The organism is Phytohabitans flavus, assembly GCF_011764545.1.
In the GTDB taxonomy this organism is placed as follows: domain Bacteria; phylum Actinomycetota; class Actinomycetes; order Mycobacteriales; family Micromonosporaceae; genus Phytohabitans; species Phytohabitans flavus.
Window position 1 is genome coordinate 5217797 of the sequence record NZ_AP022870.1, and the last position, 15035, is coordinate 5232831.

A 15035-nucleotide genomic window follows, 5' to 3' on the forward strand; every position below is an offset into this window, starting at 1 on the left:
ACTTACCTTCTCCACCGCCGGGAGTAGCCATGCGCCGATCTCTGCTCGCCATCGCGCTCCTCGCGGGCACACTCGTCACCGGCCCGGCGGCGGTCACCGCCGGGCCGGCCCCCGCGGGCGCCACCGGCCACATCCGGGTCGACCAGGTCGGGTATGCGACGGGCGAGGCCAAGCGGGCCTACCTGATGACCGCCGCACCCGCCGGCGACGCCCGCTTCGCTGTGCTGGACCAGCGCGGGCGCACCGTCCACAGCGGACGGATCGAAGCCAGCGCGGGCGCGTGGAGCGCGGCGTACGGCGCGGTGCACCCGATCGACCTGACCGCGGTCCGCACCCCAGGGGTGTACCGGCTGCGCGTCTCCGGTGGCGTACGGGCCGAATCGCCGGTGTTCCGGGTGGACAGTCCGAAGCGGCTCTTCGCCCCGCTGCTCGCCGACACGGTCAACTTCTTCCAGGTGCAGCGGGACGGCGCCGACGTGATCCCCGGCGAGCTGGACCGCAAGCCGTCGCACCTGACCGACCGGCGGGCCACCGTGTACGAGCCACCGGTCTTCACCGGCGACGGCGGCGACGTGCCGGCGGCGCCGCTTCAGCCGCGGGCCGGCGCTGGCCCGGTCGACGTCGAGGGCGGCTGGTTCGACGCCGGTGACTTCGTGAAGTTCACGCACGCCTCGGCGTACGCGCTGACCCAGCTGCTGTACGTGCAGCGGGAGACCGGCGGGCCCCGGACGCTCCGCGGCGAGACCGCCTTCGGGCTGCGCTGGCTGGACAAGATGTGGGACGGGCGCACGCTGTACGTGCAGGTCGGCATCGGCACGGGCAGCGAGGAGTTCGGCTTCCTCGGCGACCACGACGTGTGGCGGCTGCCCGAGGCCGACGACGCGCTGGAGATTGGCCCCGGGGCTGGCTCAACCCGGGGCTGGGCGCGGAGCGACCAGCCCGGATTGAGCCGGCAGCCGGGGCCGAAGCGAGCGGAGCGAGCCAACAAGCAGAGCCCGGGCGACGAGTACCAGTTCATCAAGTACCGCCCGGTCTTCCCCGCCGCGCCGGCCGGGGAGAAGGTGAGCCCCAACCTCGCCGGGCGGGTGTCGGCCGCGTTCGCCCTCGCTGCCCAGCTGGCCGCCGAGCGGGGCGACAAGGCGGCCGCGCGGCGGTGGCTGGCCGAGGGCGCTTCCCTGTACGGCCAGGCCCGCACCACCGACGTCGGCGAGCTTGTCACCGCGTTCCCGCACGCGTACTACCCGGAGGACTCCTGGCAGGACGACATGGAGCTCGGCGCCACCCAGCTCGCGCTCGCCGCCCGCGCGCTCGGCGACCCGCGCGCCGGCCGGTGGGTCCGCGAGGCGGCCGGGTGGGCCCGCGCCTACCTGGACACGCAGCCGTGGGACACGCTCAACCTGTACGACACGAGCGCGCTCGCCCACGCCGACCTGGTGCCGCTGCTGCGCGGCGACGCCCTCGCCGGCGAGCTCGTCGCGGACCTGCGGCGGCAGCTGGACAGCGGGGTCGCGGCAGCGGCCGACCACCCCTTCGGCCACGCGGTCGACGTCACCCAGTTCGACGCGGCGACCCGCAGCTTCGGGTACGCGGCCACGGCCCACCTCTACCGCGACCTCACCGGCTCGCGGGAGTACGACGCGTTCGGCACCCGGCAGCGCAACTTCGCGCTCGGCGCCAACGCGTGGGGCACCTCGTTGATGATCGGCGCCGGTACGACGTACCCGCAGTGCCCGCAGCACCAGGTCGCCAACCTGGCCGGACTCCCCCGCGGCGCGGTGGTCAACGGGCCGAACGGCGCGGAGAACTTCGAGTTCATCGGCATCCCGGACGGCGCGAACGCGTGCCCGGCAGACGGGATCAACCGGTTCGCCGCGTACGACCGGCCGGACGCGCGCTACCTCGACGACGTACGGGCCTGGCCGAGCTCGGAGCCGGCGATCGACTTCACCGCGACGGCGGCGCTCGCCTTCGCGCTCTCGGAGTAGCCTCTTGCCGAGCTAACTCTTCCTATATAGAGTTACCGCATGAGCGGGTCCCGAGGCATGTGGTCCGGTGCGGCGCTGGTGTTCGCCGCCGTCGATGTGGCATACATGCTGCTGTTGCGCTCGTCCAGCCCGCGAGGGCCGGACGAGGACCTCTTGGCGTACACGGTGAGCGGCGCCATCGCGGCGTCGCTGCCCGCGCTGGCCGCCGCGCTGGTCTGGATCGCCTGGCGGTGGCGGGTCGGTGATCGACTGTCCGGGATGGACGGTCCGGCGCGCCTGCTGGCCGCCGCGGTCGCGACGCTGCCGGCCGACCGCCGCGACTGGGGTGCGGCGATGACCGCCGAGCTGGCGCAGGTGCGGCGCCGCCGGGAGCGGTGGCGGTTCGCGGCCGGCTGCGCCCGCACCGCGGTGTTCCCGCCGCGCGGGCACCGGGCGCTGGTGGCCGCGGTCGCGGCGCTGGCCGTCGCGGTGGTGGCCGGCAGCTGGCTGGCCGCCGGTCGCGCGCTGCCCGAGCTGCGGGTCTTCGCGGTGACGTTCGCCGGGCTAGTCGGCCTCCTGGCCACGGTGGCCGCGTCCCGCGCGCGGCGGCCGCGCCGGCCGGCGGCGGGCCTGTCCATCGCGGTCGTCGGGCTGGCCGGCGTGGCCGCGTCCGTCGCGCTCACCGGCTACTACCTGCGCACCGACGCGTCGGTGGTGCTGGACTACCCGAACGCGATCATGCTGGCGGTCGGGCTCGCAATCGGCTTGTGGCTCTCGCTCGTCCCGCCGCGGGCGCTGACCACGAGCCGCCGTGCGCGTCGTGCCGGCCTCGGCGTCGGGGTGGCGATCGCCGGCGGCCTCGCGCTGAACGCACAGCTCAACGACATCGCCGCCGGCCAGAGCCTCGGCATGTACGTCATCGCCGTCCCGGTCACCGCCCTGTTCCTGACCGCGTTCTTCGTCACGGTGGCCGACCGCTCCTTCTGGGCCGGACTCCAGTCGGCGGTGTGGACGGTGGTGACCGCCTGCCTGCTGGGCTTCGCCGTATACCTCGTCGAGGCGTTCCGCTACTGGCGCGCCGGCGTGCACCCCATCGACGGAGATGGCATCTACGGTGCCACCGGCACGCAGCTACAGGAAGCCATCGGGTGGATGCTCGCCGCTGTCCCGCTGATCGCGCTGCCGTTCGCCGTCTTCGGGGCCGCTCTCGGCACCCTCAGCAGCGGTCCCCGCGCCGCCGTCACCGGGGTCGTGCCAACCTCGGAGAGTAATTAGTTTCGCCTTAAGCCTTTCTGTGGGATCGAACTTCGTCTCCGGGCGCTTCGTACCGCCCCACGACACCCCACAGTTGGAGGCACCGTGCGACACGGAAACGTCGACCTTGGTCTGCTGCGCACCGGGGCGCACAGCCCGTCGGTCTTCGCGCTCAGCCGCAGCATGGGCGATGGCACACCGATCGTCGACTTCTGCATCCCGTGCAACCCGTACTTCCCCACGCCGGACATGTTCGCCGCACTCGCGCAGAACCTGGAGTCGATCCTCAAGTACTACCCGAGCGACTCCGCCGAGATCACCAACAAGTTGTGCGGCGTGCTCGGCCTGCATCAGAAGACGGTCGCGATGGCCAACGGCTCCACCGAGCTGATCACGTGGCTCGACCACCTGATGATCAAAGAGAGCATCGCGATCCCGATCCCGACGTTCGGCCGCTGGACCGACCAGCCGCTGGAGACCGGCAAGCGGGTCGACATGTTCCCCTTGCAGGAGGCCGACGGGTACGCGCTCGACCTGGAGGAGTACGTCGCGTTCATCCGCAGCCGCGGCTCCCGCGTGGCGGTGATCTGCAACCCCAACAACCCGGACGGCGGCTTCCTGCCCCGCCGCGAGGTGCTGCGCTTCGTCGACGCGCTCACCGACCTCGACCTGGTGGTGGTCGACGAGTCGTTCATCGACTTCGTCGAGGCCGAGCGCCAGCCGTCGATCGCCCCGGACGCCGCGATCCGCCCGAACGTGGTGGTGCTCAAGAGCCTCGGCAAGAACTTCGGCCTGCACGGCATCCGCTTCGGCTACCTGGTGGCCAACCCGCAGATCGCCAGCAAGATCGCAAAGACCCTCCCGAAGTGGAACCTCAACTCACTCGCCGAGACGGTCGTCCACATGATCCAGGACTACGAGACCGAGTACCGGGAGAGCCTGCGCCTGCTCGCCCGCGACAGGTACCAGATGGCCGACGAGCTGTCCCGCGTCCCCGGCCTGACCGTCTTCCCCTCGCAGGGCAACTTCCTGCTGGTCAAGCTCCCGCCCGGCTGGAGCGGCGTGGACCTGCGCGACTACCTACTCACCCGGCACGGCCTCTTCGTCCGCGAGTGCGGCAACAAGCTCGGCATGACCAGCCAGTTCCTGCGCTTCGTGGTGCGCCCACAGCAGGACGTGCGGCTGCTGGTGGAGGGCATGCTCGCCTACGGCCGGTACCTGCACGGCGAGTCGAGCCATTCGCTTTCGACCAGCGACGACAGGTACGGCACGTCGACCGTGCTGGAGCCCGACAACCTGATCCCGTACCCAGGCCGCCGCAGCCTGGCCACCGCCAACTAGATCTTTTCAGGGTCGGGGGCACATTCAATTTCTTAAGATTTGCCCCGGTCCGCGCCAGTCACAGACCGCATGCTCCCGCGGGCCCCGCGCAGGCCGGCGGCTCGCTAGCGCTCCCCGAAATCCCCGACCTCCGCTGCCACGTCCGCGGTCCAAGCCCAACCCCGACCCGACCCGGGATCGCCGTCGGACGAGGAGCAAAGAGGTGGGTGCGCAGGCGCATTCGCTCTGCTTCCCTAGAGTGGCCGCACCGGCGTCCGCGAGAGATCGTGGTATCCAACTGCCCCTCCAGCTTGTTCTTTAACCTCCGGCGCCGTCGATGGCTAGTCCTGTCCTTTGTGGATTGCGGCGTGTCGGTGCTCGACGTGGGACGGCCACCGTCCGATGATCTTTCGGTTCCCTGGCAGGACACGAAAGAGCGGATGGTGGCCGTGGCCACGATTGTGGACTACCTCGGTGGTCTGGTGTTATCCGACACGCCCGCCACGGCGTTGGCGCCGGCGGCGTGGCTGGCCGGGTTCCGGCGGGACTACTACCAGTGCCTGCGGGCGCGGACGGACGCGTTGTTCGAGCTGACCGACGCGGTGTTGTGCGCCGACGGGCCGGTGACCAGCTTGGTCGAGTTGTCGTTGACCGCCGAGCACCGACGCGGTCACGGCGCGCTGTATGACGGCCTGAACTGGGGCGATATCGACATCGCCCGGCTGCGGGTGACGCTGGCTGGTCTGCCGCTGCCGCGCACCGCCGATGGCCGGATCGTGTTGGCCGTCGATGTCAGTAACTGGCTGCGCCCGGAAGCGGTGACCTCGCCGGACCGGCTGTTCTGCCACGTCTACGGCCGGGCCAAAGGCCAGGCGCAGATGATCCCGGGCTGGCCGTACTCGTTCGTAGCCGCGCTGGAATCCGGCCGCACCTCATGGACCGCGATCCTGGACGCGCAACGACTCGGGCCGACCGACGACGCCACCGCGGTCACCGCCGACCAGCTCCGCGACGTCGTGAACCGGCTCATCGCCGCCGGGCACTGGCGCCACGGTGACCCGCAGATCCTGATCGTCGCCGATACCGGCTACGACACCGCACGCCTCGCCTACGTGCTGGCCGACCTACCCGTCCAGTTGCTCGGCCGCATCCGCGCCGACCGGGTGCTTCGCCTACCCAAACCCGCCTGGGCACCAGCCGCAGTCGGTCGGCCACCCAAGCACGGGCCCGAGTTCCGCCTGGACACCCCACACACCTGGCCCACCCCGCAGCACCAGACGACCACCGACACCAGCCGGTACGGCACCGCCCGGGCGGCCAGCTGGGACCGGCTGCACCCACGGCTAACCCGCCGCACCTGCTGGATCGACCACAAGCAGGACCTGCCAGTCATTGAGGGCACCCTCATCCGGCTGCAGGTAGACCACCTGCCCGGCGACCGCGACCCCAAACCACTCTGGTTGTGGTGCTCCGCCAACGGCGCCACCGCCGCAGACATCGACCGCTGGTGGCAGTCGTTCCTACGCCGCTTCGACCTCGAACACACCTTCCGCCTGTTCAAACAAACCCTCGGCTGGACCCGCCCGAAACTACGCACACCCCAGGCAGCGGACCGCTGGACCTGGCTGATCATCGCCGCGCACACCCAACTCCGACTCGCCCGGCCGCTGGCCGCGGACCTACGCCGCCCCTGGGAACGACCCGCACCACCCGGCCGACTCACCCCAGCCCGCGTCCGCCGAGGATTTCGGAACATCCGCGCCACCAGCGCCCAGCCAGCCGGCGCACCGAAACCCGCCACCGCCGGCCCCGGACGCCCACCCGGCTCACACAACCGACGGCCGGCAACCCGCCACGACGTCGGCAAAACCGTCAAACGCGACCTAACCATCACCGCCCGCAAACAGCGCACAGGTTAAAGAACAAGCTCCAGAGCCTGTTGCAAAATTGCCCGACTACAGCGTGTGCGTAGAAAAACACGGCTGTGTCCGCCGCTGGCCGCCGAACGGCGGCCAGTGAGGGTCAACGCGACCCTCACTTCATGCGAATCTGGCGATTTTGCGACAGCCTCTCCAGGGGCAACTAAGTACCACGATCTGCCAGCCGGCGGCCCGTCGTAGCGCCGATCAAGGCAAACCCAGCGCCCTTTGGGCGCGTGTCTGCCGTGGGTGGACCCCCGCCCAACCGCCGAGCCAGGTTAAAGGTTAGGCCGGAACGCGGACCGGCAGCGAGGATCGCGGTTGGCGACCACGACCTGGGGTGAGCTGGCCAACCGCGGAGGGTGAGGCCGCGGGAGCAGCGGTCCGGACCCAATGGCACTCAGCCTAGTTTGATCAAGGCGACGACCTGGGCATTCTGCGAGGCTGCGCGGAGTGCCGGGGTTGGGTCGGTCGTTGAGGGCTGGTCGGGCTTTGGGGAAATCTGTTGCTGCCGCAGCGACCATCGCTTTCCCCGGAGTGGAGTCTGCGCACTCCCGACGGAAACGCTGGATCTAGTCGACTTTCTGCCGTCAGGACGACAGGAAGTCGACTAGATCTCGCGGGCTTGGCCACAGCGGCACGTCGGGTTGGACGCTTTGGCTGGTTTGTCCGCATGCCAGTCGGAGCACGCCAGCGATCGTGGTATTTAGCTGTCGCTATAGACGCAGCTAAATACCACGATCTGCCGGATAGTGTCCGGGTGCGGCGCCGGTCGAGCGTTCACGATTCGACCGCCGGCTCTGATCGGTGCGACGCATGTGTGGGGGTCGCGGCCTCACCGCCGGCGATGTCAGCCGAGGGGTTTGGGTTGTGGAACCGCGGAGGGCGAGGCCGCGGGAGCGGCGGCCTTGACCCTGCCGCTCAGCTAATTTGGTCAAGGCGATGACCTAGGCATTCTCCGAAGGCCGCGCGGCGTGCCAGGTACGGCCGGGTCCTTGGGCGCGTCAGGGCGGCAAGGATGGGTCTGACTTCATGATCGACCTAAGTTGAGCGGCATTGGGTCCGGACCACCGCGGACGCCGCGGTAGCTCAAATCTTCATCTTTTTGTTGAAAGTTCTGCGACCACCACTGTGGACGGATCCAATGGTCCTGACCAGGAAAGATCTCTCGCCGGGACCGGGGCGGGCGGCACGGCTGGCCATTGGTCGCTATCGTCGGGTGCCGTGAACGGGCTGCCTCGACTCGGGATCGACTTCGGTACATCGCACACGGTCGCGGTCTGCCAGTGGCGGGACGGCGGCGGGCAGCCGCTGCTCTTCGATGCCTCGCCGCTGCTGCCGTCCGCCGTGCTGGTGGACAGCCAGCGGCGCCTACTCGTGGGGCGGGACGCGCAGCGTGGTGCGCGGGCCGACCCGGCCGGTTTCGAGCCGTACCCGAAGCGGCGCGTCGACGAGGGCACGATCCTGCTCGGCGGGGCCGAGATCGGCGTACCCGACGTGATCGCGGCCGTGCTGCACCGGTGTGCCGGTGAGGCCGCGCGGGTCGCCGGCCGGCCGGTGGCCGAGGTGGTGCTGACCCACCCGGCGGCCTGGGGGCCGCGCCGGCGGGCGGTGCTGACCGGCGCCGCGGCGCGGGCCGGGATCGACGCCCCGGTCCTGATCCCCGAGCCGGTCGCGGCCGCGGTCTATTTCACGACCGTCCACGGTGTACGCGTCCCGCCCGGGGCCGCGGTCGTCGTGTACGACCTCGGCGCGGGGACCTTCGACGTCGCCGTCGTGCGGCGCGAGGGCGAGACCGGATGGTCGGTGCTGGCCTGCGACGGCTTCGACGACCTCGGCGGCGCGGAGTTCGACGAGCTGATCGTCGACCGGCTGCGCGACCGCTTCCGCGACCAGGATCCGGAGACCTGGCGGCGGCTGACCGACCCGACGACCGCGACCGACCTCCGCGAGCGCACCACCCTGTGGGACGAGGCGCGCGCGGCCAAGGAGCAGCTGTCCCGCAACAGCGCGGCCGGCGTGCACGTGCCTTTCTACGGGGTCGAGGTGGTGACGCGGGAGGAGTTCGAGCTCGCGGCGCGCCCGCTGATCGAGCGGACGGTCAACCTCACCGTGTCGACGCTGGAGCGCGCCGGTGTGTCGCCGGGTGCGGCGGCCGGCCTGTTCCTCGTCGGCGGCTCGACGCGCATGCCCCAGGTCGCCACCCAGCTGCACCGCCGGCTCGGCATCGCGCCCACGGTGATCGAGCAGCCAGAGCTCGTGGTCGCCCAGGGCGCGGTGACGGCGGCGGCAGCCGCTTTCGTACCCCCACCACCGATCCAGCCACACGCCGCGCCACCCCAGGTATCGAACCCGCCGGAGAGGCCGGCGCCACCCCGCAAGCGGCGACGGCGCCTGGCCGTCGCCATCGCCGCCGCCGGCACCGCGCTTGTCCTCGCCGGCGGCGCGGCCGTCTACTTCCTCACCGACCGGGAGTCCTTTCCGCTGAACGCAATCGGCCAGACCAACCACGGGGTGTTCGAGTCGGCGGAGCTGGCGGCGTTCGCCCGGCCGTGGCTCAACGAGGTCACCAACTGCAACCGGATGGGACCGGGCATCTACGGCGGCACCGTGACGGAGTACGTGCAGTGCACTGGGTCCGACGGGTCGTGGAATGTGCAGTTTCGCGCGCTCACCGACATCTCCCAGCGCGACGCCTCTCGCCAGCACCGCAAGGTGGGATACCAGGGCCGCCCGCAGTCGTACACGGGCGAGCGCCCCGAGTCCGGGCAGCGCATCGACTACATGTACGAGCAGCAGTACCCGGTGATCTACTGGGACGACGACACCTCGGCGATGGTCGGCGACCTGCAGGGCGACCTCGGCGCCACCACAGAAGAGCTGGCCCCGATCTGGGCCGCGCGCGTCACCTGAGGCTGCTCACGCCGTGGCCGCCGCATAGGCGGCCTTTGGGCGCGACCAAACGCGGAGGGTGAGGCCGCGGGAGCGACGGTCCGGACCACGACGGGCATCGCGGTAGCTCGAAATCCAGAAATGCCCCGCCGGACGGTTGAATCTTCGTTTCGAACGCGTAACGTCCACCGCAGTCGATGCCGACAGTCAATGTCGATTGTGGGGGGCCAGCATGCCAGTCCGTCGTGTCCTCGCGGTCTTCGCCGCCCTCCTCGCCGCGGTCGGGTTGGCCACGCCCGCCGCTGCGGGCGACCGTCATGGCGGTGGGCTGGCGGGGCAGCACTCGCTGCGCTCGCCGGTCACCGACGAGTCGTTCTACTTCGTCATGGCCGACCGGTTCGCCAACGGTGACACCGGCAACGACCAGGGTGGACTCGGCGCGGACCCGCTGGTGTCGGGCTTCGACCCGACGAAGAAGGGCTTCTACAACGGCGGCGACCTCAAGGGCTTGCTGTCCCGGATCGACTACATCCGCGGGCTGGGCACGACGTCGATCTGGCTGACGCCGAGCTTCAAGAACAAGGCCGTGCAGCTCGAGGACGGTCCCTCCGCCGGCTACCACGGGTACTGGATCACCGACTTCACCCAGATCGACCCGCACCTGGGCACCAACCAGGACCTGCGCGCGCTGATCGACGCCGCGCACGGGCGCGGCATGAAGGTCTACTTCGACATCATCACCAACCACACGGCGGACGTGATCGGGTACGAGGGCAGCGCCCGCCGCGGCTACGTGTCCAAGGACGCGGTCCCCTACCGCACGGCCGCCGGCGCGCCCTTCGACGACCGCGACTACGCCGGCAAGGCCTCCTTCCCGGCGCTCAGCCCCGCGACCTCGTTCCCGTACACGCCGGTGCTCGACCCCGCCGAGCAAAACCTCAAGGTGCCGGCGTGGCTCAACGACGTGACGCTGTACCACAACCGTGGCGACACGACGTTCGTCGGTGAGAACTCCTACTACGGCGACTTCTTCGGCCTCGACGACCTCTTCACCGAGCACCCGCGCGTGGTCGCCGGCATGACCGACATCTACAAGACGTGGATCCGCGACTTCGGGGTGGACGGCTTCCGCATCGACACGATGAAGCACGTCAACGACGAGTTCTGGCAGAAGTTCGGCCCCGAGGTGCTCGACTACGCGCACCGCCACGGCAAGCGCGAGTTCTTCATGTTCGGCGAGGTCTTCGACACCACCAAGAGCTTCACGTCGCACTTCACCACCGCCGACAAGATGCAGGCGGTGCTCGACTTCCCGTTCCAGGACGCGGCCCGCGGCTTCGCCTCGCGCGGGCAGGCGGCCGGCCAGCTCGCGACGTTCTTCGCCGGCGACGACTGGTACACCGACGCGGACTCCAACGTGTACCAGCTGCCGACCTTCCTCGGTAACCACGACATGGGCCGCATCGGCCACTTCGTGACCACCGACAACCCGGGCGCGGGCGACACCGAGCTACTGGCCCGCGACCGGCTCGCGCACGAGCTGATGTACTTCAGCCGCGGCAACCCGGTGATCTACTACGGCGACGAGCAGGGCTTCACCGGCGCGGGCGGCGACCAGAACGCGCGGCAGACGATGTTCGCCAGCCAGGTGGCGGACTACCTCGACGACGACCTGCTCGGCACGGCGGCGACCCACGCGCAGGACAACTTCGTGGCGGGCCACCCGCTGTACCAGAGCATCTCGTCCCTCGCCGCGCTGACCCGCGCGCACCCGGCGCTGCGCGACGGTGCCCAGGTGCACCGCTACGCCGCCGATGGCCCGGGCGTGTACGCGTTCTCCCGGCTGGACCGGCGCGACCAGCGCGAGTACCTCGTCGCGCTGAACAACAGCGAGCAGGCCCAGACCGCGGCCATCCCGACGTACGCGGCCGGTCGCGGCTTCCAGCGGCTGTACGGCAACGGTCCCGCCCACATCAAGTCCACAGCGGACGGTGCGCTCACCCTGACCGTGCCGGCGCTGTCCGCGGTGGTCTACGCGATGGACGGCCGCGTCCCCGGCTCCAAGGCCGCGCCGAAGGTCACGATCACCGGTGCCGCCCCGGCGGACGGCGCCCGCGGCCGGATGCACGTCACCGCGGACGTGGCTGGCTCGTCCTTCTACGAGGTCGCCTTCTACGCGCAGACCGGCAACGGCCAGTGGCGCCCGGTCGGCGTCGACGACAACCCGCCGTACCAGGTGTTCGACGACGTGAGCGACCTGCGCGCGGGCACACCGGTGCGGTACAAGGCCGTGGTCCTCGACAACCGCGACCACACCGCCACGAGCGCGGCGCGCACCGCTGCGGTGCCGGCCCCGCTGGTGTCGATCGAGACCCCGACCGAGGGCAGCCGGGTCCGCGGGAGCGTCGAGGTCCGCGCGGTCGTCGATCCGGAACGGGCCACGCACACCGTCGCGTTCGAACGCCGTATCGGCGGCGGCGCCTGGACCCCGATCGGCAGCGACACGACCTCACCGGTCTACACGGTCTTCGACCAGCTGCCGGCCGACGTCGCGGCGGACACCCCGATCGAGTACCGCGCCACGGTCCGCGAGCCCAACGGCACGACCGCCACCAGCCAGGTCCGCCGGGTACGCTCCGCCGGTCCACAAGCGACGGTCGCCACGCTGCACTACCTCCGCCCGGCCGGCGACTACGGCGACCAGGACACGGGCTGGGGCCTGCACATGTGGGGCGACGCGGTCGACCCGGCGGTGCTCGCCCAGGTGGCCTGGGACAACCCGTGGCCGTGGACCCGGATCGAGGGCGGCTGGGCCGAGTACGAGATCCCGCTCGCCCAGGACACCCAGCCGGTCAACTTCATCATGCATCTGCCCGCCGGCGACTCCGTACCAGACACGCGAGAGCCGGGCGGCGACCGCTCGTTCCTGCCGATCAACAGCCCGGAGGTGTGGATCGTCCAGGGCGACCCGACGGTGTACACAAGCCGGCCGCCGGCCTGACCCGCCGCCCCGGCTCAGGCCCGGTACTCGCGGATGATCTCCGTGTCGGTCTGACTGGGAGCTTCCGGGTCGCGGGTGACGCGCTCGACCTCGACAAAGCCTGCCTTCGCGGCGACCGCGCCGGACGCCGCGTTGGCGGCGTCGTGGCGGATGGCCACCCGGTCGATCCCGGGCAGTGTCCGGGCCACCCGGGTCAGCGCGCCGACCGCGGCGGTCATGTAGCCGCGGCCGGCGTAGGACGTGCGGATCCAGTAGCCGATCTCGATAACGCCCGGACCCATCCGCGTCATCATGCCGATGGCGCCCACCAGATCGCCGGTCGTGTCGAACATGGCGTAGGTGAACTCCGTGCCGTCGGCCCAGCTCTCCGCCGACTTCTCGATGAACGCGCGAGTGGCGTCGGCGTCGTGCTCGTCTCGCGCCCAGGCGAGGAACGGCTTGAGCTCCGGCAGTGACTCGCGGATGGCGGTCGTCGCCTCGTCAACCCATTGCGGCTGCCAGCGCCTGAGCACCACCGCTCCGGCATCGATCGTCTCGGGTGGCTCCATGGTCCGTAAGCTTATGGACGATCGGTCCTCAAGGCTTGGGGGTTTTGATGCGTGCCGGCGTCGTGCTTACCGCAACCCCCGGTGTGGAGGATCTCGCCGTGCGGGCCGAGGAGTTGGGCCTGGACAGCGTATGGGTCAACGACACCCCGATGGTCCACGGCGACCCCTTCGTCGCCTTGAGCCTCTGCGCGAAGGCCACCAGCCGCGTCAAGCTCGGCATCGGCGTGATGTCACCGGCGCTGCGTTCGGCGCCGGCCGCCGCGAGCGGGATCGCCAGCCTCAACGCTCTGGCACCGGGCCGGATCATCTGCGGGGTCGGCACCGGAAACAGCGCCCGACGCACGCTTGGTATGCGGCCCACCACGGCGGCCGCGCTGGAAAGCTTCACCACCGCGCGTCAGGACCTGTGCGCCGGGCGCTCGACCGAGTACCGCGAAGGTGACCGGGTCCGCGACATCCGGTTCCTGCACGACAGAGCGCATGTGAACACCGCCGACCCGATCGAGTTCGTCGTGGCCGCGCTGCTCGGACCGAAGGCCGCCGCCGTCGCCGGCCGCCGCGGCACTGGGCTCATCTCCTTCGGCCTGCTAGACCCCGCCGCCTGGCACGCCCTGCACGAAGCTCGCCGCCAAGCGGCGCAAGGCGTCCCCGGCTCCCGCACGAACTCCTACCTGGTCACCGCGCTGCACATACTCGACGAGGACGAGGATCCCGACGGCGACGCGGCCCGGGACACGACCGGCCACTTGGTGCTGTCGCTGCTGACCTTCGCCGCCGACAAGCGTGCTTTCGCCGCTCAGCTCGGCCCTGCGGAACGCGAGGCGGTGCGGCGCCTCCTCGACCGGCGCGGCACCACCGCCACCGCGCCGGACCGGCACACCAAGCTCTACCCCAACTATCTCGGCCGCATCGCACCGCAGGACCGAGACCTGGTGGTGCCCTCGCTGATGAACATGCTGACCCTGGTAGGCACCCGCGACGACATCCTCGCCCGGATCAACACCCTGGAGCAGGCTGGCATCGACGAGCTCCTCATCCAGCCGGTAGTCGACCCACCCACCGAGATGGCCCAGCTCGCGAAGCTCCTCAATTGACGTCCGCGGTTTCGCGCATCACCTGAACGGAACGGGCGGCCGTCGTGATTTCGAGATGTACGAGGTTGACGGCGGCCTCCGTGGACAGGATCCGCCGCGCCACGAACTTGCTGGCGAGGGCTAGCTCAAGCCGCGGACCGGTCCAACGCTCGATCGATACCGGACCGTCCAGCAGGTGCCGGACGACCGCGTGGCGGTTGCGCTGGAAGGAACGCTGCCGCCCGTACAGCGCCTCGATCACGGCCGGACTGAGCCGGCACCGCTGCCGGTCCGCCCGCCGCAGGTCGATGCTGGCCAGCAGGTGGCCGACGACGTCGGCGAGCGTACGGCCATCGATGTCACCGCTGCCCGGCACACGGTCGAGGCCACGCGCCTGCCGGACCCACAACCCGATGTCGTACTCGGGGTGGCGCGGGATCCGGAGGGCGCTGGTGCGGGCGACGTGCCCGACGACCTCCGACTCGGGCAGCTCGTCGGGGCGGTCGCCGCGGAGCCAGCGCAGCAACGAGGTCCAAGCGAGAAGGGCGCGGCCGGCCTCGTCACTGGTGCAGACCCTGCGCGACCCCTCCGGGCTGTAGAGAACGAACAACTCCAGGCCGGTCGGATCGGTCATCGGCGTCCCACGGCTCGTGGCTAATGTGGACACTCCAGCCCGCGATGGTAGCCCCCATCCACAATCACCTGTCGATGTACGACGCTGCCCCGGTTCGGGCGCCGGTTACCATCGAAAGGCTTCCTCGAACGGGGCCGGCGCCAACGTGAACGTGACCGACAGCGCGCGCCGCACGGACCTCGCGAAATCTTTGACCGCTCGTCTCCCATGATCGCTGCGGCCTCCGATCCAATCGCCGATAAGGGCGATGGTCGTGGGTGGGTGGCCGGCATAATCAGATGGGGTGGCCTTGATCGGTAGATGCTCTGGTTGTCCGTGGCGATTCTTTTCCCCTGGAGGGGCAATTTCTCGCCACGATCACAGCGCGACACAGCGCTGCCTGCGCCGATCACGGAAAAGCCGCAGCGATCGGCGCCTTTGCGTGAAGGCT

9 protein-coding genes are annotated in these 15035 nt (G+C 70.4%); 7 read left to right on the top strand and 2 right to left on the bottom strand.

The features are described from left to right. Positions 1–29: 29 nt before the first annotated feature. The 6 genes from Pflav_RS22735 to Pflav_RS22760 all read left to right on the top strand — a co-directional run bounded on the left by Pflav_RS22735 (position 30) and on the right by Pflav_RS22760 (position 12350). Complete coding sequence (locus Pflav_RS22735; RefSeq protein WP_173038036.1) at positions 30–1985, top strand: glycoside hydrolase family 9 protein; 1956 nt, start codon at positions 30–32, stop codon at positions 1983–1985. Between the two features lie 39 nt (positions 1986–2024). Then, complete coding sequence (locus Pflav_RS22740; protein WP_173038038.1) at positions 2025–3239, top strand: hypothetical protein; 1215 nt, start codon at positions 2025–2027, stop codon at positions 3237–3239. Positions 3240–3323: 84 nt separating this feature from the next. After that, positions 3324–4559 carry a pyridoxal phosphate-dependent aminotransferase gene (locus tag Pflav_RS22745; protein ID WP_232071779.1) on the top strand — a complete coding sequence of 412 codons (1236 nt, stop codon included), beginning with the start codon at positions 3324–3326 and terminating at the stop codon, positions 4557–4559. A gap of 347 nt (positions 4560–4906) precedes the next feature. Beyond that, positions 4907–6457 (top strand): NF041680 family putative transposase, encoded by a 1551-nt coding sequence (locus Pflav_RS22750; protein WP_232071781.1) that lies wholly within the window; start codon positions 4907–4909, stop codon positions 6455–6457. A gap of 1224 nt (positions 6458–7681) precedes the next feature. Beyond that, complete coding sequence (locus tag Pflav_RS22755; RefSeq protein ID WP_173038040.1) at positions 7682–9370, top strand: Hsp70 family protein; 1689 nt, start codon at positions 7682–7684, stop codon at positions 9368–9370. Positions 9371–9581: 211 nt separating this feature from the next. Next, complete coding sequence (locus Pflav_RS22760) at positions 9582–12350, top strand: alpha-amylase family glycosyl hydrolase (protein ID WP_173038042.1); 2769 nt, start codon at positions 9582–9584, stop codon at positions 12348–12350. Between the two features lie 14 nt (positions 12351–12364). Here the strand turns inward: Pflav_RS22760 and Pflav_RS22765 are convergent, their stop codons facing one another. Further along, positions 12365–12898 carry a GNAT family N-acetyltransferase gene (locus Pflav_RS22765; protein WP_173038044.1) on the bottom strand — a complete coding sequence of 178 codons (534 nt, stop codon included), beginning with the start codon at positions 12896–12898 and terminating at the stop codon, positions 12365–12367. Positions 12899–12945: 47 nt separating this feature from the next. Here Pflav_RS22765 and Pflav_RS22770 point away from each other — a divergent pair, with 47 nt between their 5' ends. Then, positions 12946–13992 carry an LLM class flavin-dependent oxidoreductase gene (locus Pflav_RS22770; protein WP_173038046.1) on the top strand — a complete coding sequence of 349 codons (1047 nt, stop codon included), beginning with the start codon at positions 12946–12948 and terminating at the stop codon, positions 13990–13992. Here the strand turns inward: Pflav_RS22770 and Pflav_RS22775 are convergent. Next, complete coding sequence (locus Pflav_RS22775) at positions 13985–14605, bottom strand: hypothetical protein (protein WP_173038048.1); 621 nt, start codon at positions 14603–14605, stop codon at positions 13985–13987. The genes Pflav_RS22770 and Pflav_RS22775 overlap by 8 nt on opposite strands. Between the last annotated feature and the right edge of the window lie 430 nt (positions 14606–15035).